We start from the raw sequence: 22,022 nt of genomic DNA on the forward strand, positions 1-22,022 counted from the left end.
TAAAAGATATTTAATTTTTAAACAACAAGATTTATTGCTCTGCAAATAGTTAATCCCATGAAATTTAATACTTGAGCAAAACCGCCAAAACCAATTGCTAAGATTTGTTAAGATTGACTTTTAACGGTAATTAGTTTGGAATTTATACTGTCATAGAATTTATTTAGCCAAGATGTCTTCTATGAGTTGTAGCTCTTTGTTATCAAATGTTATACGGTCTAATGCTTTTACATTGTCTGTTAATTGTTCCGGTTTACTAACTCCTACTAAAACCGAAGTAACCTGGGGTTTTTGTAACAACCAAGCAATGGCCATTTGTGCCAAACTTTGATTCCTTTTTTTAGCTAAATCATTTAATGCGCTGATTTTGTTTAAAAGGTCCTGTGTAATTTGTCCGGTATCTAAATATCTTGCATCGCGTACCGCTCTAGAATCTTCAGGAAACCCATTTAGGTACTTATCCGTTAATAAACCTTGTGCCAGGGGAGAAAAGACAATGGAACCTATTCTTTTGTCTTCTAAAACGTCTAATAAACCGTCCTCAACCCATCTTTCAAACATACTATACTTTGGCTGATGTATAAGTAAAGGTGTTCCCATTTCTTTTAAGATGGCATATGCTTTTTCCGTTAGTTCTGCAGGATAATTGGAGATACCCACGTACAATGCTTTCCCTTGCTGTACAATTTGATGTAAGGCGGCCATGGTTTCTTCTAAAGGCGTTTCTGGGTCCGGTCTATGATGGTAAAAGATGTCTACATACTCTAGCCCCATGCGTTTTAAACTTTGGTCCAAACTGGCAATCAAGTATTTTTTAGAACCATAATTGCCGTAAGGTCCTGGCCACATATCAAAACCGGCCTTACTGGAAATAATTAGCTCATCTCGGTAGTTTTTAAAATCTTGTTGAAATAATTTCCCAAAGTTGGTTTCTGCAGCACCATAAGGTGGGCCATAATTATTGGCTAGATCAAAATGTGTTATGCCAAGGTCAAAAGCTGTTCTTAAAATATTTCTGGCTGTAATCAAGTTGTCCGTGTCACCAAAGTTATGCCATAATCCTAAGGATAACTTAGGCAGTAAAAGTCCAGAATTTCCGCACCTTTTATACTGCATTTTTTTGTATCGTTCTGGGTTGGCCACATAGCCCATCATATTTTGCGTATCGTTAATTTCCATATCCCGTTTTTAAATCTTCAATTTATAAAAGAAAGGTACAATAACCATGAATAAGATGAGGTTGTGAAGTATTAGTAGACAAATCTCATGTAAATAGTGTAAAAAGTAGTAGTAAAAATTAGTTGGCCCAATAAACTATTTTTAGTACAAATCACTAAGAAATAGCAGCCTATGAAAATTAATGGTACTTTTGCCAAAAATTTCAAGGGATGGGCGCTATTGTTGCTATTGTAGGGAGACCTAATGTTGGTAAATCCACTTTTTTTAACCGTTTAATTCAACGTAGGGAGGCTATTGTGGATGCGGTAAGTGGGGTTACTCGTGACCGTCATTATGGTAAGAGTGATTGGAATGGAAAGGAATTTTCGCTAATAGATACCGGTGGTTATGTTATTGGTAGTGAGGATATTTTTGAGCAAGAAATAGATAAGCAAGTAGAATTGGCCATAGATGAGGCAGATGCCATTATTTTTATGGTGGATGTAGAATCTGGGGTAACCGGTATGGACGAGGATGTTGCCAATTTACTTAGAAAGGTAGATAAGCCAGTTTTTTTAGCAGTTAATAAGGTAGATAATGCCCAGCGCGAAGCAGATGCGGTGGAGTTTTATGCACTTGGTTTGGGAGAATATTTTACCATATCCAGTATTAACGGAAGTGGTTCTGGTGAGTTATTAGATGCTTTGGTAGAAGTATTGCCAGAGACCGAAGAAATAGTAGACGATTTACCTCGGTTTGCAGTTGTGGGTAGGCCCAATGCTGGTAAATCATCATTCATTAATGCCTTAATAGGAGAGGATCGGTATATTGTTACGGATATTGCAGGTACCACTAGAGATAGTATAGATACTAAATACAACCGCTTTGGTTTTGAATTTAACTTGGTAGATACTGCAGGTATACGTAGAAAGGCCAAGGTAAAGGAAGACTTGGAATTTTACTCGGTAATGCGATCTGTTAGGGCAATTGAGCATTGTGATGTTTGTATCTTAATGTTAGATGCTACCCGTGGTTTTGATGGGCAAGTACAGAATATTTTCTGGCTGGCGCAACGCAATAATAAGGGAATTGTTATTTTAGTGAATAAATGGGATAAGGTTGATAAAGAAACCAATTCGGTTAGAGATTACACCAAAGCCATTAAAAAGCAACTAGAACCGTTTGTAGATGTGCCAATTCTTTTTATTTCTGTTTTGAACAAACAACGCATCTATAAAGCAATTGAAACGGCAGTAGAGGTTTATCAAAATAGGTCCAAGCGTATTCCTACGCGCAAGTTGAATGATATTATGTTACCCATAATCGAAAACAGGCCACCACCATCTATTAAGGGTAAATATGTTAAAATTAAGTTTTGTACACAATTGCCAACCCAATATCCGCAGTTTGCATTTTTCTGTAATTTACCCCAATATGTAAGAGATCCCTACAAGCGCTTCCTTGAAAATCAAATTAGGGAGAACTTCGATTTCTCAGGTGTTCCTATCACCGTATTTATGCGTAAAAAATAATTTTAGCTAAAGTTTCTGCTAAAGTAACGTTAAACCATAAAACTACTTTCTAAGGTTTGGGTATTTTAAAGGCTAAACAGAACTAGACCAATTAAATACCAGACCAAATTTGAAAAATAAACCACAATTATGGTTGCTATTCTTAGTAACCGTAAATTCCCTATTCGCACAAGATTTTAAGATTACAGGAACCGTTAAAGACATAGCGGATAATTCTGTATTAGAAGCTGCTACCGTACATGTAGAAACAATAAAAGACAGTACGCTGGTTACCTATTCTATTACGGACCAAAATGGTTTTTTTGAGATAGAGGGTAAATCTGCAAGAAAGGAGTTAAGAGTTGTATTTACCTACAATAGTTATAAACAGCTATCTAAAATAGTAACCAGAAAACCGTTGATAGCGCTAGGGGTTGTGGGTATGGAAATAAATGCACAACAGTTACAAGGGGTTAACGTAGTTGCGGACCGTGTTCCCATTACCGTTAAAAAAGATACGTTAGAGTTTAATGCTGATTCTTTTAAGGTAAGACCAGATGCTTCCGTAGAAGATGTACTAAAAAAGTTACCAGGAGTAGAGGTTGGTACCGATGGTAAAATTACGGTCAATGGTAAAGAGGTAAATCAGGTATTGGTAAATGGCCAAGTATTTTTTAGCAGCGATCCAACGGTTGCCACTAAAAGTCTTCCCAAGGATATTATAAGTAAAATACAAATCACGGATTCTAAAACTAAGGAACAGGAGTTTACTGGTGAAGCTGGTGACGGGCAAACCAAAACCATCAACCTAACACTTAAAGAAGATAAGAATAAAGGTTATATGGGCCGTGTTTCTGGTGGGTATGGTACAGATGACAGGTACCAAGGAAATGGTTTACTTAACTACTTTAATAAAACCAAGCGTTTAAGTTTGTTAGCCAGTTCCAACAACATTAATAATGCAGGTTTTTCTTTTGATGAGATTTATGAAATGGTAGGTAATTCCAGAGGAAGCGGCTTTAATTTTAATGAGAATGCTGGTGTTTCTTTGGGGCAATTACCTTCTGGTTTTGGTAGCGGTATAGTTACCTCTAGTACCCTGGGCGGTAGCTTTGCAGACCAAAAGAAAAATGAGTATGAACTAGATGCAAATTATTTTTTTGCATACAGTGATTCTTATAACAACGAAGTGGTTTCTAGAGAAAACATACTGCCAACCGGTAGTTTCTTTACAGATACCGAACGTAACTTTGTAGGTGCTACCAATTCTAACCGAGGTTCTGCCAATCTGGAATTTGACATAGACCCAACTTTAAGAATTACTGTTGAACCTACGTTGAGTGTAAATAGATACAATTCCCTAAACCAAAATGAAACGGAGAGCTCGGATGCCTTTGGAGACTTAGTTAATAGAAATACTACAACTACAAGAGAAGACGGTTTTAATAGTGGTTTTAACAATACCACGAGTATTATGAAACGGCTAGATACACTTGGTAAATACATTCGTATACGTTTTAGGAACACCAATAATAGAACGGAGAATACGGTATATCTTAATGCCTTAAGTGAAGTTTTTACAGGGAATGAACAAACAGCATTAGACCAACAAACCCTGGTAGACCGTAAAGAAGATAATTACACCCTAAGTGCAAGATATAGACAGCCTTTAAAGAAAGATGTTTATTTGAATTTTAGTTACACTTATGAAAGCGAACAAGAAAAAAACAATAGAACGGTTTTTAATTTGGATGAAACAACAGCTTTGTATACAAGTTTTAATGAGTTGTTAAGTTCAGATTTTGAATTCCATGTAACCCGAAACATACCCTCTGTGGGTTTTCAAATGAACAATAAAAAAATACGTTTTGGGGTTAATGCGGACTGGAATATCCTAAGCTTAGAAAATGCTGATTTTTTACAAGGAACCCAATTTAACAAAGAGTATCGCATTTTTACAACGGAGGGCTGGTTCAATTATACCTTTGGCAAAAACACGCGCTTGTACCTAAACTATAATAATAATATTAGGTTGCCAAACGTAAGTCAGTTACAACCTGTGGCAGATGTAAGCAATCCATTGAATATTATACAAGGAAATCCGGACTTGGAACCTATACGTTCCAAGGATATCTATTTAAATTTTAATAATTACAATTGGAAAGAGCGTACAGGGCTTTTTGCCTACGCCAGTATAGGTTTTGTAGATGACCAAATTGTACCCGTAACCACAACGGACGATAACTTGATAAGGACAACCACCTACACCAATATTTCTGGTAATTACCAAGGTTGGGCAGGAATCAATTATTCCAAGAACATCAAAAAAGATACATTGTATGCCATAGGATTTCGTATTAATCCCGGTTTTAACTATAGCAAACAAAAAAGCTTTAGTAATGGCCAATTATTAGAAGCAAAAAGATTTAGTATAAGTCCAAGAGTGTCGGCGACTTTAAACTTAAAAGAGCTGCTAGAATTAGAGCCGTCTTATCGTTTTAATTACAACCAAACCAAATACAATTTAGACCGTTTAGAAGACGTTTCTTTTGTTACCCATAACGTAGGTTTACGCACTACAACTTATTGGCCACGTAATTGGATTTTGGGCAATGACATCAATTACAGCTACAACAGCAATGTAGGGCCCGGTTTTGATAAAGATGCTCTTTTTTGGAATATGAGCCTTGGTGTACAGTTGTTTAAGAAAAAAGCAACCTTAAAAGTATTGGCTTACGATTTGTTAAACCAGAACATTAATACACGCCGTACTACTGGTGATGATTTTATACAAGATTTTCAGGGTACCGTATTGCGTAGGTATTTTATGGGAAGCCTAACTATTAAGTTCGATTCCTTTGGTGGTAGTGGCGCTCCAAAAAGGCAAGGAGGTAGGCGTTTCTATAGAATGTAAATTACCTTTCCATCCCTGTTGTTACCACCCTTAGGTTTTGGGCTATTAAATTTCCATTATCGTCCATTACGCTTAATTTGTAGTCCCCAGGTTTAAGGGGTAATAAAAGTTCATGAAAGTGCGTGGTAGTGCCCACATAGCTTTCATCTAAATACCAATGCACGGGCAATTCTTCCATTTTGTGGGCAACTTTTACCAAAACTTCTTGTGTTTGGTTGCCAAGGTCTTTGGGTAAAACAAGGGTTTCCCCTTTTTTAGGGTATAAGAATACTAGTTCTTGTTGATTAAATTCGCCACAGTTGTCTAAAAAGGGGGGAGGGTTTTTGTATTCCGTATTTTGTTTTTCATAGTAAAAGGCCATGGTAGGTGGTAAAACAAACCAAGGTTTGGCAACTATGTTCTCAATAGGATAGCAATTAGCGTTAACTTGAAACGCCCCTGTTTGGTCTAAGGACAATTGCCGGTGATATGGGCAATTAAGCCCTTTTTTAGCAGCTAACGGAACATATGTTTTATTCGTTTTCTCACATAAGGGTGAAGCTTCAAATCCACTTTTATCACATATTTGCAGTTCCATTAAATCATCATAGGGGGTTGCAAACCAACCAGATTGTGGTAACTGCTGTAACACCTTAAAAAGTAAAGGTGCTGCGGCAGTAATTCCAGTTAATCCTGGTCTGCCTTCTCCATCTGCATTTCCGGCCCAAACCCCAATGGCATATTTTGGGGTTGCTCCTACGGCCCAAGCATCTTTAAAGCCAAAAGAGGTGCCCGTTTTCCAAGCCAAGGGTTGGGAGTCATTAAAGAAATACCAGTTTTCCTCTCCTTTTGGTCGGTTAACTTTACGTAAGGCTTGGAATGTTTCATAGATAGCCCCTGCGCTGTAAACTGTTGCCTTGTTTTGGTCATTACCAAAGTTATAGGTTTGGTTAGCCAAGTAATTGGGCGCTTTAAATTCATGTGTCCTGTACGTGCTACTGCTTTCAGAAAAATGGTTTACCACAGAAGCCATGTTGGCAAAGGTTGCGGTAAGTTCCCAAAGGGTAGCTTCAGCACCACCTAAAATTAAAGGAAGTCCATAATAGGAAGCGGGCTTATTTAAAGACGGTAGCTGTACCTGTTTTAATTTATTGTAGAATTTTTGCAAGCCATAAGCTTGTAACAAACGTACGGCGGGTATGTTTAAAGAACGGGCCAAGGCATTGGAAGCAGGTACGGCCCCAGCATAAGTATTGTTAAAATTTTCAGGCTGATATCCATTTATTACCGTTGGAATATCTTTTACCAGGGTATTGGGTAATATTTGGCCTTCGTCCATCAATGCAGCAAATAACAACGGTTTTAAGGTGCTGCCCGTACTTCTTTTTTTGCTAATAATGTCTACAAAATAGGCCTCTGCATCTACGTTAGGTGCATTGCCTACATAGGCCAGTACGTTTCGGGTATTAACATCCAGTACCAATATGGCCAAATTATCAATTTCATTTTTTGCTAAAGATAGATGATGCACCTTTGCTAAGCGATTGAGTCTTTTTTGTAAGGTAGCATCTATGGTAGTTCTTATCCGTTTGCCAAGATGTTCATTTTTAATTCGTTCCGTTAGATGAGGTGAAAAGTTGGGTAGTGGTAATGGCTTTTGGGGTAAAGGTTCTGCCAAGGCCAACTCTAATCCTGTTACGTCCAGTATTTTTTTATCGTGTAACTTTTGCAGTAGCCTATTTCTTTTTTTTAATAAGGCGTTATCATTTTTACCAGGGAAAATAAGTGAAGGAGAATTGGGTAAAACGGCCAGAGCCGCGGTTTGCCCCCAGCTTAAATGCTTAGCGCTTATACCAAAATACCGCCAAGCCGCAGTCTCTAAGCCAACAACGTTTCCACCGTAGGGGGTATGGCTAGCATACAAGCGTAAAATTTCTTTTTTAGAAAAACGAGCTTCCAATCGGGTGGCCTGCACTAGCTCAACTAGCTTTTCGGTGTAACTTCTTTTTCTTTGCCCCCTACTTAATCGTATAACCTGTTGTGTTAAGGTGCTACCGCCTCGCCTGCTTTTCTTGGTTAAATTGTGTTGTATCGCTTTTAGAATAGAAATTGGGTTAAAACCTGGATGTTGGTAAAAGTATTCGTCCTCAAAGAGCAAAATACATTGCTCATATTTGTAAGGTACGGTATCCATTGCAGGAAATCGCCATTGCCCATCCTTTGCTATTCTTGCCCCCATAAGTTGCCCATTGGCAGATAAGGCCACGGTAGAAGTAGGCTGATCAAAAAGTACGTTGGGTAAGCAAAATAACCAAACGACAAACAAAGTTAAGGCAGTACCTAATTTAAGTTTGTGTTTTTTAATTAATTCACTTAACCTGTACATGTAAACTTATTGGCTAATAGTTACCCAATTTCCCTTGTTCCTAGCTTGGTAGGTATGGTCGTACATGGCTTCTACCTGCGTTCCCGGTAAATAGTAGTTGCCTAAATAAGAAGCGTTTAGCTTAATATAGAACGTTTTGGTTTGTTTCGCTTCTAAATCAAAATAGATATACGAACGGTCATCACGTATATCCATGTAATCAACACCTTGGTTCTTATTTGTATTTGTGGCAAAAGAGGTGTCAACAATTTCCCATCCGCTTGGAATAATATGTGTTAGAGCCACATTGGAAACAGCATCATTGGTTAAATTATTTACGGTTAGTTTCGCCGTAAATACCGTGCCCTGTTTCATGTTTTCAACAGAAGTAGTGCTACCGTTTGGTAAGGTGTATGTTGCTGTTATTTTCAATTTACTTTGCTGAGCCATTTCTTCTCCAACAGGTAGTTTGCCTTGTTGGTTTAGCGTAACATATAATATATTGGCTTTGTTGTTTTTTACGGTGATAGTTTCAGAATTTCCAATGATAGGTAGTTCTCTGTTGGCAATTGCTTTTTCTGTTTTTACAGTTGTATTTTTACCATTGTAAACGTAAGAGACGTTTATAGATTTACCTCCGTTATTTTCTGCCATTTTAGCCAATGCAATTAGTCCAAATGCTGTTTCTTGAGTGCTATACCATTGTTGGGAAGCTAAATTCTTGGCCAAGGACAAGGCAAGTTCCCGCTGTTCGTCCATAGCCAACAATACCATTGTCTCCAAGGCCATGGCTCTATTTCTAAATACGGAACCATAGGTGTAATAATCATTGTTACTGGTTTTGGTCTCTATATTGGCGGTATTAACCAAGGTTTTGGCAATGTTTTTCTTTCCTACTAAGGCATAGGCTGCAGCCAATCTAAGTTTAGCTTCGTTACTTAATTTGGCGCTTTCTCGCAGACGATTCATTGCCGCAAGCTCTGGCTGTTGGGCCAGGGCCAAGGTGTATAAACGGTAAGCTTGATTCAAGTCTGTATTGTATCGCTGCTGTTGTCTGCTCCATTGTCTTGCGGTAGTGCTTTGGTATTTTAACCAGTTACTTAGAAAGGTGAGCGGTAATTGATACCCCTTTCTCTTTGCTTCTAACATAAAATGACCGGCGTATGTAGTGCCCCAATCATCTACCGCACCGTATCCAGGCCAATAACTCAATCCTCCTTCGGGCGATTGAAAGTCGCTTAGTTTACGTATAGCAGCTTTAATATTCTTGTCGGTTTCTTTTTTCTTTTCAAAGGTAATATCTACCACATCACTTAAAAATAACTGAGGAAAAACGGCAGAGGTAGTCTGTTCTACACAACCATGTGGATATTGTATTAAATACTTTAAGCGTTTAGAAAAATCCATTGGCGGAAGGGTAGAGAATTCAATACTGGCCGCATTTGTACCAGATGTTCCAAAAAGGGAGATATTAATCGCTTCCGAAGCATTGCCGTCTAATTGATATAGCGTGCTCTTATTTGTAATTGGGTTTGGGTTAACAATTTGTACTTCTGTGGTAGTACTTGCTTTTTTACCATGTCCATTCACATTAACCGTCAAGGTTTGATGTTTTGGATTGGCTTTAACTTTGAATTTAAAGTTTACAATCTTATCGCCTACAGCGTCAAAAGTTAAGTTCTTATGTGTTCCATCTAACGCTTCTAAAGCCTCGGAGGCCGAAATGTTAACCGAAACGTTGCGTATACCTTTTTCCATGGCAAATACAGTTACGGGTACAGTAAGGGTTTCGCCAGCTGTAAGCTTTCTTGGAACAGAACTAAGAACCATAAGCGGTTGCCTAACCGGAACATCTTTTTCTACTTTTCCATACGCACTGTTTTCATTACCGGCAATGAGCATTGTTCTAATGGCTCCTACATAATTGGGCATGGCTATAGTATGTGTTGCCTTTTCCCCAGCTTTTAAATTAAACGGTCCCAAATAGGTAACTACCGGCTTAAAACGCTGTGCTTTTCTATTTTTGGCCTCATCTGCCATTCCGCCACCTCCTATGGCATAAATGTTATCTACGCTAACCGAATAGGCGCCCATAACGTCATCAAAAATATCAAAGGTTTTTACGCCTAAAGCTTGTCTGCTAAAAAACGCCTTATGTATGTCTGGTGTTTTAAATCTTGTTAAATCTAAAAGTCCTTGGTCTACAACGGCCAAAGTGTAGGTCATAGGTTTTGCATTGCTCTCGCTAACCTTTACCGTATAACTAGATTTTGGTTTCAAGACTTCTGGCATCTCTAGCCTTGGATTTAAAATGGTTTCTGGATTTTCTACGTTTAACGGAACAATGCCATAAAGCCTAATTGGCATGTCGTTTTTAACTTGTCCATGTGGTTGCAAAAGCGAAATGTTTACATATATATTTGGTGCCATTTCTGGTGTAATGGCAAAAGAAGTTTTGGTTTCTTTAGCTGTCGTGCTAATCCATTGTTGCAGTAGTACCTCACTACCGTTTTCAATACTTAACAAAGCCTTACTGCCAGCTTCTGAAGGAAAAGAAATGGTAGCGGTTTCTCCTGTTTTATAGGAGTCTTTTTCTGCAGTAAACAATAGAATTTTTGAGCTTTCCGTATCATTGTTATTGGGACGTTTCCACCAATTTTTATAAAAATAAGCTACCCTACCGGTTGCATGGCCAGACTTTTTATCTAGTACCCGGATTAAAAACCTGCCACCCTCTTCATCTGGAATATTAAAATTAAATTCTCCTTTTCCAGAACCATTTGTTTTAATAGTTAAGTTTTTATAGGGTCTATGAATGGTTGCATTTTCATAGCGGGATAAGTTATCGTAACCACGGTTCCACCACCATCTCCATTCTATTTTAAATAATTGTACCTCCAATTCCCTATTGGCAACTGCTTTTCCAGAATCGTCTATAGAAAGTACCTCAAAGGTGTTGTTTTCATCTGTGTAGAAAGAACCGTATTCTTTGGCCTTGGGCGACTTTAATCCCACAAAATGTGAATAAGGAGCTACTTTTTTGGAAAATACATCTAAACTGTAGTCTCCACCACCTTCAAAAGCTAGTGTGGTAAAAGTGGCTTTTAACATTCCTGGTGCTTTGCCGTTAACCGCTATTTCTTTGTTTAATTTTAATTGCCCTTGGTTATTTACCGTTCCTTCCAAAAATTGAATTTCAGAACTAGCATAGTTTCTAACGGGGTCTGTAAATTCGTAACCTTTATAATCAGGAAATGGATTGTTGTCGGTTTCAAGAACCGCATTTACTGTCACCTTTAGATTCCTACCAGGCGCTCCATGTAACCAATTCACTTTAAGCGTACCGGCATTAGGTGTATTGGCGTGCAAAATATCATTCTCAAAAGCAAGTGCCACCTTTAAACGATTTGGTTTTACAGTTGCAATTCGCAATGATTTTGAAAATTGCGCGCCCCCTACCTTGATGTTAGCCAACCAACTTCCCGTTGGAGCATCTACTTGGGTAGGAATAGGAAAGTAATAGAAGTTGTTGGTCTTTTGGGCAAATAGGCTATCGTTAACAGCGATGGGATTATCTTTTAAGACGTTGCGTTGTACCAATTTTCCGTTTACATCGGTTACTTCCAAAACTACAGGATGGTCCTTGGGTAATGGGTTGGCGCTATCATCTAGAACAAAGGTTAGATGCGCAATATCTCCTGGGCGGTGAACACCTCTTTCAAAATAGGTAAAACCTTGCAACCCTTTTTGTAAGGTTTCTCCAGAAACATCAAACTTGCTTAAAGAAAGGGAATTACCATCCATTAATTTAGCATAGGCAAAATTGTTGTTCTTTTCCGCAATGGCAAAAGCCACGGTTTTAGCTCCATCATAAATGGCAAAACCTTCTGCGTCCGTTTTTATAGAAGCAATTTTTTGTTGTTGAAAATTGTATAGGCCTATAGAAGTGCCGGGTTCCGGTTGGGCCGTTAGTAGATTGGTGGTTGCAAAATGATAGGTTTTGTTATTGCCTTTTTTTACGATTAAACCTAAATCACTTCCCAATAAATTGGTGAAAGCAAAACGGTCTTGGTTGTAATAGGCTGGGTGGCAGGGATTGTCTCGCTCTTCCCAATTGTAGTTTTGGTCTCGCCAATAATAAATTTCGTTGTTCCAATAGCGCTCTTCCGCTTCGGTAGCATCCTCATCAGTAGCAGTAGAAAAAAGGGTTTCGGTATCCAATTTTGATGCCTCGCAATCATAGGTGATATGATTATGGTTAAAACTGAATTCGACTCTATACATAGCGCCAGGATCTACCTGTATTAATTTGGAGAGGTCTAAGGCATGGGCTGTCCAAGAACCAGTAGTGTTCTGGTTTTTTTCTAAATCCAATAGTTTGTAAGCTATCTTTCTGCCTACCGGGCGTAAATCTGAACTATAAGTCTGGTACAGGTTGCCGTACTGTAAAAATTGAAGCATGTTGTTTTGGTATACTTTAATGACCCTTACTTCAACTTTAGAAAGATTAACGGTTTCAAAATAGATAGGTGTTGTACTGGAATTAGGCAAAATAGTACCCTTAGAAAGCATACGAACGCCAGGCTTAAGCTGTTCAAAAGAAACAAATTCTGAAAAGGTGTTTTTTAGGGTGTAACCATAGATACTCTTAATGCCCTCAAAAACTTTTACATTTACTTCTCCTGTTATTTTATTGGAAGGATAAACCCTAAGCAAGTTGCCGCTCACTTCATATCTTAAATTTTCTGCACCTTCAATACGTACCAAGCCATTTAGGTTCTGGTTGGCCTCTAGGGGTTCTGAAAAGTTTATGGTCAAAATGGCATTGGGTGATGCGGATGTTTTTACATCCGTTATTACCAATTTATTACGCCCGGGAATGGTATATTCCGTTGTTCCGTTGTTTGCCACGCCAACAGCTTTACCGCTCCATGAAACTTGAATTTTACTATCTTTTTCTTTTCTAGAGATACTATCTATGGTAAAGGAGTAGAATAGGCTTGGACGGTCAGCCTCGTTCCATTTTACGGAAAGGGGTTTGCCATTTTGTGTTACCGATAGTAGGGATTTTAAATTTTGGTAGGGTAACAAATCATTAGCTTCTAAAGTTCCATTAATGTATTGTAAGTCTTTAGCGTAAGATTGTAATTGGTCAAGGTTAATTTTGAAATTGGGTTCCAAGGTTTGAAATTCAAACGTATAGGTTTTAAATTCTGATGGAATTTTTGGTAGTAGTTTATTAAGGTTTAGACTAACGGAATATGTGGTGTTGGGCTCTAGTAGTTCAGCGGGTACAAAAATTAGCTTTTGGCCATTTTCTATGGTCAAGGTGCCTTCTGTTTTAGGGCTTATTCTTAGGATATCCTTACTCAGCTCTTGGCTAATTTCAAAATCGGTTAAAACTTGGTTAAGACCAATGGTTATAGGCGTGCCTATACTTTGTCTCCCCATGGTATGGTAACCAATGTATTCTTTGAATTTGAAAAGATTATCGGTTTGTTGGTTTGTAGCTTGTTTTTTACAGGCACCCACAATTAGTAGTGCCGTTAAAACCAATAGTTTGTTTATGTTTTTCATGGGTTAGGTTTACCGCTTATAAGCTAACGCAATTTACGGTTAAAACGTACTTGTTTTTACCCTGAAAACCGTGAAGTTGGCGTTAAGGCAATACTTACCAACCACCAGATGCGCCACCACCACCAAAACCACCGCCTCCGAAGCCGCCGCCAAAGCCGCCACCTCCAAAGCTGCCGCCGCCGCCAAAACCACCGGAAGACCCGCCGCCACGGCCCATGTTGCTTAGAATTATCATGTCCCAAATATCCAATCCACGGCCGCCTTTGCCGCCACGGTTGTTTCTGCCGCCTCCATTACGTTTGCTGCTACTGATAATTACAAAGAGGATGATGATAAAAATGATAAATGGTAGGGCGTCTTTAAAAAACGGTTGCTTATTAAAATCTCGGTCTTCTTTAAACTGCCCGTTTAATACTTGAAAGATAGCATCTGCCCCCTTGTCTAACCCTGCGTAGTAGTTGTCTTGTTTAAATTGAGGAATTATTACCTGTTCTATAATGCGCCTACTCATAAAATCCGTTAGGAATTCTTCTACACCATAGCCGGTATTAATAGCTATTCTTCTATCGTTTCTGGCCAAGAGTATTAGAATTCCATTATCCTCCTTTTCTTGGCCAATACCCCATTTTTGACCCCATTGGGCTCCCAAGTAATTAATATTCTCCCCTTCGGTAGAATTTATAATGGCAATAACTATTTGCGTAGAAGTACTATCTGAGTAACGAATTAATTTTTGCTCTAACTGTTTTTTTTGCCCTGCCGATAATAGGTTTATATAGTCATAAACACTGGTTTCTACTTTAGGTCTATCTGGTATTGTAAACTGCCCCCAGCTAAGCTGTAAGCAAAATATGCTTAGCGTAAAACCTAAAATATACTTAATACCCAATGCTTTGGTCATGTGGTTTACCCTTTAGAAATACTGTCACTTAACTCATTAACATCTCCGTGATGCCAAGGAAAATGTGCTTCTAATTCTTGGCCAGCTTTTAAGACACCTGCTACAATACCCTCTTTAAAAGCCCCCTTTTTAAAGTGCTGGGCAATAACTTCTTTGGTAGATTCCCAAAAACCTTTGGGTACCGCTTGGTCTATACCACGGTCACCATAGATAACAAAGCGTTTGTCTTGTACGGCAACATATATTAACACCCCGTTTTCGTCTTTGGTGTTATCCATTTTTAAAAAATGAAATACTTGTTGCGCCCTGCTAAAATGGTCTAGTTGCGTTGTAGCTTCAATATGCACACGAATCTCTCCAGAAGTATTTTTTTCTGCCTTAATAATGGCAGCTACAATTTCTTGTTCTTCTTCTGCAGTTAAAAAGGCTTCTACCTTAGCGTTCATTAGTCAAAATTAAAATCAACATCCGGGGCTTGTTCCGCACCGGCTTCTGCTTTAAAGTATGCCAATTCATCAAAACCAAACCACCCAGCTAAAACAGAATTAGGAAACGTTTTAATATGGGTGTTGTAAGGCCTAATGGCTTCATTAAAACGGTCTCTAGCTACGTTAATTCGGTTTTCCGTCCCTTCTAATTGCGATTGTAATTCTAAGAAATTCTGATTGGCTTTTAAATCAGGGTAGCGTTCTACCGTTACCAATAATCGAGATAAAGCAGAGCTTAAACCGCCTTGCGCTTGGTTAAATGCTTGTAATTGTTCTGGCGTAATATTGGCAGGGTCTATTGTGGTAGCTGTTGCTTTGGAACGTGCTTCTATTACATCTGTTAGGGTTCCTCTTTCAAAGTCTGCCGCTCCTTGTACGGTTTTAACTAGGTTCCCAATAAGGTCGTTACGTCTTTGGTAAGAACTTTCTACTTTACCCCAAGCTTCTGTGGTTGTTTCTTTGAGTTTTACTGCTGTGTTGTTAAAACCTACAGCCCATGAATAGATTGCAATACCAATAAGGACTAGTACAGCAACCACAATTAATCCTTTTTTCATTTTCTAGTGTTTATTGTAGTTATAGTTGTTCTTTAATTTTTATTAATTCTGCTTTCACTTTTTGTAGCTTTTCTATCACTTCAAAACGAGAAAGGGTCTTATGTTTTTCTTCTTTTAAATGAATTTTTGCTCCCTCTAGCGTAAATCCACGCTCCTTTACCAGATGAAAAATCAATTTAAGATTTTTAATGTCTTCTGGGGTAAATTTTCGGTTACCCTTTGCATTTTTTTTAGGTTGAAGAATATCAAATTCTTTTTCCCAAAACCGAATCAATGAGGTGTTAACACCAAAAGCTTCGGCTACTTCTCCTATACCGTAATATCGTTTTTCTGGAAGGTCTATATGCATTAGTCGAGCGATTGATTCTCTTGGTTAGCAAATTTCAACATGCTTTCAAACTCCTCTGGAGATAAACTACCGTAGTAGAAGTTAATAGGATTTATGCGTTCCCCATCTTTCCAAACCTCATAATGCAAGTGGGGCGCTTCTGAACGGCCTGTATTGCCAACAAATCCAATTAAATCGCCTCGTTTTACCTTTTGGCCGGGAGTAACATTGTATTTGCTTAAGTGTGCGTACAAACTCATGTAGCCATGGCCATGTTCTATTCTTATATGCTTTCCGTAACCAGAAGAATTGTTGTCTGCGCGGGTAATTTTACCATCTCCGCTAGCAAATATTGGTGTTCCCCTTGGGGCGGTAAAATCCATTCCCCAGTGTTTTTTACGTGTTTTTAAAAAAGGATCTGTTCTCCAACCAAAACCGGAGGCCATACGGGTTAAATCTTCGTTTCGTACCGGTTGTATGGCGGGTATGGCAGCCAATAGTTTTTCTTTTTCTTCTGCCAAGAGGGTAATTTCGTCTAAAGATTTGGATTGGATAACCATTTGTTTCTGGATAATATCTAACCGTTTGGTGGTATTCACTATCATCTCAGAATTATTAAAGCCTTCTAAAGATTTATAGCGATTTACGCCACCAAAACCAGCTTTTCGCTGCTCTTCCGGAATTGGGTTGGCCTCAAAGTATAACCGGTAAATGTTGTTGTCCCTATCTTCTATGTTGGCAAGGACCTGTTCCATTTGGTCCATTTTTTTATTTAAAATCTCGTATTGTAGCTCATAGTTCTGTACTTCCCTTTCTAAGGAAAGTTCCTTTGGCGTATTTACCAAATTGGTATTCAATAGAACGGTAAGCCCCAGAAAACCAAATAGTGCAGAACCGGCTAAGAACAAAAATACATTCCGGTATCGTTTAGATTTTTTAGGCTCTATTTTTCGGTAAGAAAGGGTATCTGGATCGTAATAGTACTTTACTTTAGACATGAAGGTAATTTATCCTATTTTTGGGCTTTCAATTTATGGTAACAAACAAATATAAAAATTGTTTTGTTTGTTGAGTTAAAAATAATTTAAAGTAGCACTCTCCATATGACATCCCAACAGGTTAGAGAACAGTTTTTAAACTTTTTTAAGAATAAGGAACACAAGATAGTTCCGTCTGCCCCAATGGTAATGAAAAATGACCCAACATTGCTTTTTACCAATGCGGGAATGAACCAGTTTAAAGAGTATTTTCTAGGCAATACCAAACCCACATTTAAACGCGCGTCTGATACCCAAAAGTGTTTACGTGTAAGCGGTAAGCATAACGATTTGGAAGAGGTGGGTAAAGATACGTACCACCACACCATGTTCGAGATGTTGGGGAATTGGAGCTTTGGCGATTATTTTAAAAAAGAAGCCATTGCATGGGCATGGGAGCTGTTAACAGATGTCTATAAAATTGATAAGGATTGTTTGTATGTTACCGTGTTTGAAGGTAGCCAAGATGCAGACCAATTAGAAATGGATAAAGAGGCGTTTAATTTCTGGAAAGCTATTGTGCCAGAAGAACGCATCTTAATGGGGAATAAAAAGGATAACTTCTGGGAAATGGGTGATCAGGGGCCATGCGGACCTTGTTCAGAAATTCACGTAGATATTCGCTCTGCGGAAGAAAAAGCCAAAACCCCAGGGGCAGAATTGGTAAATATGGACCATCCGCAAGTGGTAGAAATTTGGAATTTAGTATTTATTCAATATAATAGAAAAGCCAATGGGCAATTAGAGAATTTACCAGAAAAGCATATCGATACCGGTATGGGTTTTGAGCGTCTGTGTATGGTTTTGCAAGGCGTGCAAAGTAATTACGATACTGACGTTTTTACACCATTAATTCGTGAAATTGAAGCCATAACGGAAAGTAAGTACGGTAAAAACGAGGAAACAGATATTGCTATCCGTGTAATTGCAGACCACGTAAGAGCGGTGGCTTTTGCTATTGCAGATGGGCAGCTGCCTAGTAATACAGGAGCAGGCTATGTTATCCGTAGAATTTTAAGAAGGGCTATCCGTTACGGGTTCACGTTTTTAGATACCAAAGAGCCGTTTATTTATCGTTTGGTGAGTACGTTGGCCGCACAAATGGGAGAAGCATTCCCTGAGCTAAAGGACCAAAAACAACTGATAGAGAACGTGATTAAGGAGGAAGAAAATTCGTTCTTATCTACCTTGGAGCAAGGGTTGTTGTTGTTAGATTCTGTGATGAAATCTGCCAAGGATAAAAAAGTAGAGGGAGATAAGGCTTTTGAGTTGTACGATACTTTTGGCTTTCCAATAGATTTAACAGCGCTGATACTAGAGGAAAAAGGTTTTGCTTTAGATACAGAGGGTTTTGAAAAAGCATTGCAGGCCCAAAAAGCACGTTCTAGGGCCGCCTCTGAAATCAGTAAGGGAGATTGGACGGTATTAGAACAAGATGCTGAGCAAGAATTTATTGGGTACGATGCTTTAGAAGCACAAGTAAAAGTGGTAAAATACCGTAAGGTTACTACTAAGAAGGAAGGGGACCGTTACCAATTGGTTTTTAACCTAACCCCTTTCTATGCAGAAGGTGGTGGTCAAGTAGGGGATAAGGGCTATTTAGAAGCTACTAATGGCGATGTAACCTACATTTTAGACACCAAAAAGGAGAATAACGAGATTGTACACTTTGCAGAGAACTTGCCAGCAGATTTAGCGGGTACGTTTAAAGCGGTTGTAGATAAAAAACAGCGCCAACGTACTGCTAGTAACCATACGGCGACACACTTGTTGCATCAAGCGTTGCGAGAAATCTTAGGAACGCATGTAGAGCAGAAAGGGTCGGCTGTGCATTCCAAGCATTTACGTTTTGATTTTAGTCATTTTGCTAAAGTTACTCCAGAAGAATTAGAAGCGGTAGAGCAATTTGTAAACGCCCGTATTGCAGGGCAGATTCCCTTAGAAGAAAATAGAAACGTTCCTGTAAAACAAGCGTTAGAAGCAGGGGCAATGGCATTGTTTGGAGAAAAGTATGGCGATACCGTACGTACCATTAAATTTGGAAATTCTATTGAATTGTGTGGCGGTACGCACGTGCAAAATACCAGTGAAATATGGCACTTTAAAATAACCTCAGAAGGCGCAGTGGCCGCAGGTATCCGAAGAATAGAGGCGATTACCTCTGATGCCGTAAAAGCGTTTTACCAAGAGAATGATGCTACTTTATCCGATATTAAAGGTCTATTAAATAAAGCCAAAGACCCTGTAAAAGCGGTGGCAGATTTGCAAGACGAAAATGCCCAATTGCGCAAACAAGTAGAGCAATTGCTTAAAGAGAAAGCAAAAGGATTAAAGTCAGAATTGTTGAATGAAGTTACCACCATAAACGGAGTCGACTTTTTGGCCAAACAAGTAGATTTAGATGCTGGTGGCATCAAAGATCTGTTGTTTGAGATGGGCGCCAACAAAGACAATTTGTTTGTATTGTTAGCTGCAGATAAAGACGGTAAGGCACTATTAAGTTGCTATATCTCTAAAGAACTGGCAAAAGCAAAAGAATTGAATGCGGGCCAAATTGTAAGAGAGCTGGGTAAATACATTCAAGGTGGTGGTGGTGGCCAACCCTTCTTTGCTACGGCAGGAGGTAAAAATCCTGCTGGTATTCCGGAGGCGTTGGATAAGGTTAAAGCATACCTTAATTAAAAAGGAATGAAAAAAATCCTTGCTGGAATTGTAATTGCTTTAGCGGCGGTATTCATTTATAATAGTTATATGGATACCCAGAAAGAGCGCTCTATCCTAAAGGAAAATTCTATGCTTATTGAGCAGCAAATTGCACAGGTTTCTAAGTTAATAGTAACAGAGGGCCATTTTGCGGAAGTTTACAATTATAAGGATAGCAAGGAATTATTTGGACCATTGGTAACCGCAGAAAAAAAAGCGTTGGTGGTGGTTAATGCTGATGTTGAGATAGTGTTTGACCTTAAGCAAGTTGCTTTTACAGTAGACCAGGAATCTAAAACGGTGCAGATAACCCATATTCCTGAGCCAGAAATTAAACTACATCCAGATTTTGAGTATTATGATGTTACTCAAGATTATTTGAATCCCTTTGCAGCAGAGGATTACAATAAAATAAAGAAAAATGTAAAGGCTTCGCTTTTAAAAAAAGTTGAAGCCTCTACGTTGTATTCCAATGCAAATAACCGATTGGTTAGTGAATTGTCTAAACTGTTGGTCTTAACTAATTCTATGGGTTGGACGCTCGTTTATCAAGATCAAACCGTAACGGAGCTGAGTGATTTGGAGCTACAGTTGAAAGATTAGTTGAAATTTTATTGTCTCTTAGAGATTTCTCACCTTTCATTTTTCCAGAGTTACAAATGACCTTGAAAATTTACTTTTAACCAATTATAATTCAGAACCCACTTTTAGTCCTTGGTCTACCAAAGCCAAGCCATCGTCAATAAGATGCCCCACCTTAGGGCGGTCTAGTTTTAGTTGTTCTAAATGTGCTTTTATTTCTGCGGCTAAACCAGTTCTGTTTCCTTTTACGGCAAGTTCATACAACTCTACTGGCAACAACCAGTCTTTTGGAAAACGAGTTACAAATTCTTGAAATAGCTTACCTCTAGAAATAATAGTGTTTTTACCTTCTCTATAATCCCGTACACGCTGGTAAAATTCCTCTAGAGCTAATTTGTCATCGTCTCTCTTCTTTTTTACGGTAGCGTCACTCAAGGCGTGAGAAACCAAATTGAAGCTTTTTAAATCTGCTGGGCCATTATACCCGCTACGCACTTCACAACCTACAGCCATATGGTAAAGACCCCAATCCGGTTTAAATAGTACTTCGTCTTGGTAGGTTACCGTGCAATTTTGGAATGTAATTAAAATGATTTTACCCTGTAAATTTCGTGTACCCGTAATAATTTCTCCAGAGACAGTAACCCCACCAACAAATTCCAATTCTACCGTTTCGCCTTCAAAAATATTATACGCTTTTAAATCGCGCGGGCTCATATCTTCAATGGCCAGATTTATGCCTTTAAGCTTACCTACGGGAGAACCGAACCCTTCTGGGTGTTGTTCGGTGCCATGGCAAACCAATTCTTTGTCATGGTACGCTAAGGCCGTGGCACCTTTAGTCGTAAAATAAATGGGTAGCCCTTCATGACTCCATACACGTTCAAAATAACCAGAAACTTGCAATCCTGTGCTTAGTTCTAGTGTGCCCAAGGCTTGGGAGTCAATTAATTTTTGAACAGCAGATAAGCCACCCGTACGCAGCGCCATGGTATTTGCAAAATCTTCTAAAACCTGACTCAGGTGAGCAAAGTTTGGGGTTACAAAAAGCTGCGGTTGCGGTTTGGTAATATCAAAATCGGTTAGAGCGCTTTCTAAGGTATATGGTAGTTTTTTAACATTGTCCGTCATACACCACGCACTTTCTCCTATGGAAGAAAGTAAGCCTGCACCGTATATTTTAGGGTTTTCTAGCGTACCTATGAGTCCATATTCCACGGTCCACCAATGTAGATTACGGAGCAGGGCCATTTCACTAGGTTTTCCCATGTTTTGTTGTAATGCCCCAATACGTTTCTCTGCCTTTTCAATCGCTTCTAGTGGGGTTCCTTCAGCTTCCTTTATGATGGATAAATGCCGTACGGCATCATATAGTTCGTAATCTTTTCCGCTAGAAATAGCTTTGGCGCCAATTTCTCCAAATCGCCTTAGATATTCCGAATATTCTGGATTGGCAATAATTGGGGCATGGCCGGCACCTTCGTGAATTATATCTGGAGCCGGTGTGTATTCTATATTCTCTAATTGCCTAATATCAGAAGCTATCACCAATACATTGTAAGCTTGGAACTCCATAAATGCAGAAGGAGGGATAAAGCCGTCTACTGCTACTGCTGCCCAGCCAATTTCCTTCAAAATCCTGTTCATGCCATACATATTTGGGATAGCATTTATAGAGATACCTGTCTTTTGCAGGCCATCTACATAAGATTTGTGCGCTACTTTGCTCAGGTAGTCCACATTTTTTCGCATTACGTAACGCCACACCGCTTGGTCTACAGGCGTGTATTCCTCGTAATTCTGTGGTTTAATGTATTGTCTTAAATGTTCTGGTAGTTTATCCAGAACAGGATTGCTTTCGTAAGGCTGTTCTACCATGAGATGCTGTTTGTAGTTTTAGTTTATTGCAGTTCCTTTAAAAT

The 22,022-nt window shown here is 38.8% G+C and carries 13 protein-coding genes; 4 read left to right on the forward strand and 9 right to left on the reverse strand.

What is annotated here, in order from left to right; all coding sequences use genetic code 11:
• Positions 1-159 precede the first annotated feature (159 nt).
• Positions 160-1,179 carry an L-glyceraldehyde 3-phosphate reductase gene (mgrA, locus tag ACXAGS_RS13070; RefSeq protein WP_474907333.1) on the reverse strand — a complete coding sequence of 340 codons (1,020 nt, stop codon included), beginning with the start codon at positions 1,177-1,179 and terminating at the stop codon, positions 160-162.
• Between the two features lie 209 nt (positions 1,180-1,388).
• Here mgrA and der point away from each other — a divergent pair, with 209 nt between their 5' ends.
• Together der and ACXAGS_RS13080 are read left to right on the forward strand one after the other, a co-directional pair.
• Positions 1,389-2,690: a ribosome biogenesis GTPase Der gene (gene der, locus ACXAGS_RS13075; RefSeq protein WP_474907335.1), complete on the forward strand. Its 1,302-nt coding sequence runs from the start codon at positions 1,389-1,391 to the stop codon at positions 2,688-2,690.
• A 109-nt stretch (positions 2,691-2,799) separates the two neighbouring features.
• Positions 2,800-5,583 carry an outer membrane beta-barrel protein gene (locus ACXAGS_RS13080; RefSeq protein ID WP_474907337.1) on the forward strand — a complete coding sequence of 928 codons (2,784 nt, stop codon included), beginning with the start codon at positions 2,800-2,802 and terminating at the stop codon, positions 5,581-5,583.
• A 1-nt stretch (position 5,584) separates the two neighbouring features.
• On the opposite strand, the gene pbpC is transcribed toward ACXAGS_RS13080, so the two are convergent.
• The 7 genes from pbpC to ACXAGS_RS13115 all read right to left on the reverse strand — a co-directional run bounded on the left by pbpC (position 5,585) and on the right by ACXAGS_RS13115 (position 16,776).
• Positions 5,585-7,948 carry a penicillin-binding protein 1C gene (gene pbpC, locus ACXAGS_RS13085; RefSeq protein ID WP_474907339.1) on the reverse strand — a complete coding sequence of 788 codons (2,364 nt, stop codon included), beginning with the start codon at positions 7,946-7,948 and terminating at the stop codon, positions 5,585-5,587.
• Between the two features lie 6 nt (positions 7,949-7,954).
• Positions 7,955-13,504 carry an alpha-2-macroglobulin family protein gene (locus ACXAGS_RS13090; RefSeq protein WP_474907340.1) on the reverse strand — a complete coding sequence of 1,850 codons (5,550 nt, stop codon included), beginning with the start codon at positions 13,502-13,504 and terminating at the stop codon, positions 7,955-7,957.
• Positions 13,505-13,598: 94 nt separating this feature from the next.
• Positions 13,599-14,405 carry a TPM domain-containing protein gene (locus ACXAGS_RS13095; RefSeq protein WP_474907342.1) on the reverse strand — a complete coding sequence of 269 codons (807 nt, stop codon included), beginning with the start codon at positions 14,403-14,405 and terminating at the stop codon, positions 13,599-13,601.
• Positions 14,406-14,410: 5 nt separating this feature from the next.
• Positions 14,411-14,851, reverse strand: coding sequence for a TPM domain-containing protein (locus ACXAGS_RS13100; protein ID WP_474907344.1), 441 nt, complete (start codon positions 14,849-14,851; stop codon positions 14,411-14,413).
• Positions 14,851-15,450, reverse strand: coding sequence for a LemA family protein (locus ACXAGS_RS13105; RefSeq protein WP_474907346.1), 600 nt, complete (start codon positions 15,448-15,450; stop codon positions 14,851-14,853). The genes ACXAGS_RS13100 and ACXAGS_RS13105 overlap by 1 nt, the downstream gene beginning before the upstream one ends.
• A gap of 19 nt (positions 15,451-15,469) precedes the next feature.
• Positions 15,470-15,799, reverse strand: a complete 330-nt coding sequence (locus ACXAGS_RS13110; protein WP_167989644.1) for a MerR family transcriptional regulator — start codon at positions 15,797-15,799, stop codon at positions 15,470-15,472.
• On the reverse strand, positions 15,799-16,776 hold the full coding sequence (locus ACXAGS_RS13115) for a M23 family metallopeptidase (RefSeq protein WP_474907349.1): 978 nt from the start codon (positions 16,774-16,776) through the stop codon (positions 15,799-15,801). The genes ACXAGS_RS13110 and ACXAGS_RS13115 overlap by 1 nt, the downstream gene beginning before the upstream one ends.
• Positions 16,777-16,881: 105 nt before the next feature.
• On the opposite strand from ACXAGS_RS13115, the gene alaS reads away from it, so the two are divergent.
• Positions 16,882-19,497, forward strand: a complete 2,616-nt coding sequence (alaS, locus tag ACXAGS_RS13120; RefSeq protein ID WP_474907351.1) for an alanine--tRNA ligase — start codon at positions 16,882-16,884, stop codon at positions 19,495-19,497.
• Between the two features lie 6 nt (positions 19,498-19,503).
• The gene (locus ACXAGS_RS13125; protein ID WP_474907352.1) at positions 19,504-20,121 is read left to right on the forward strand and encodes a DUF4230 domain-containing protein; all 618 of its coding nucleotides are present in this window, start codon (positions 19,504-19,506) and stop codon (positions 20,119-20,121) included.
• Positions 20,122-20,205: 84 nt separating this feature from the next.
• Here the strand turns inward: ACXAGS_RS13125 and ACXAGS_RS13130 are convergent, their stop codons facing one another.
• Complete coding sequence (locus ACXAGS_RS13130; RefSeq protein WP_474907353.1) at positions 20,206-21,978, reverse strand: aromatic amino acid hydroxylase; 1,773 nt, start codon at positions 21,976-21,978, stop codon at positions 20,206-20,208.
• Positions 21,979-22,022: the final 44 nt, after the last annotated feature.

It is taken from the genome of Croceivirga sp. ABH4_376, from assembly GCF_056160685.1.

Bases quoted from the DNA above. Each gene is read 5' to 3' on its own strand.
- mgrA (WP_474907333.1), bottom strand. From the start codon at position 1,179: ATGGAAATTAACGATACGCAAAATATGATGGGCTATGTGGCCAACCCA.
- der (WP_474907335.1), top strand. From the start codon at position 1,389: ATGGGCGCTATTGTTGCTATTGTAGGGAGACCTAATGTTGGTAAATCC.
- pbpC (WP_474907339.1), bottom strand. From the start codon at position 7,948: ATGTACAGGTTAAGTGAATTAATTAAAAAACACAAACTTAAATTAGGT.
- ACXAGS_RS13090 (WP_474907340.1), bottom strand. From the start codon at position 13,504: ATGAAAAACATAAACAAACTATTGGTTTTAACGGCACTACTAATTGTG.
- ACXAGS_RS13095 (WP_474907342.1), bottom strand. From the start codon at position 14,405: ATGACCAAAGCATTGGGTATTAAGTATATTTTAGGTTTTACGCTAAGC.
- ACXAGS_RS13100 (WP_474907344.1), bottom strand. From the start codon at position 14,851: ATGAACGCTAAGGTAGAAGCCTTTTTAACTGCAGAAGAAGAACAAGAA.
- ACXAGS_RS13105 (WP_474907346.1), bottom strand. From the start codon at position 15,450: ATGAAAAAAGGATTAATTGTGGTTGCTGTACTAGTCCTTATTGGTATT.
- ACXAGS_RS13110 (WP_167989644.1), bottom strand. From the start codon at position 15,799: ATGCATATAGACCTTCCAGAAAAACGATATTACGGTATAGGAGAAGTA.
- ACXAGS_RS13115 (WP_474907349.1), bottom strand. From the start codon at position 16,776: ATGTCTAAAGTAAAGTACTATTACGATCCAGATACCCTTTCTTACCGA.
- alaS (WP_474907351.1), top strand. From the start codon at position 16,882: ATGACATCCCAACAGGTTAGAGAACAGTTTTTAAACTTTTTTAAGAAT.
- ACXAGS_RS13125 (WP_474907352.1), top strand. From the start codon at position 19,504: ATGAAAAAAATCCTTGCTGGAATTGTAATTGCTTTAGCGGCGGTATTC.
- ACXAGS_RS13130 (WP_474907353.1), bottom strand. From the start codon at position 21,978: ATGGTAGAACAGCCTTACGAAAGCAATCCTGTTCTGGATAAACTACCA.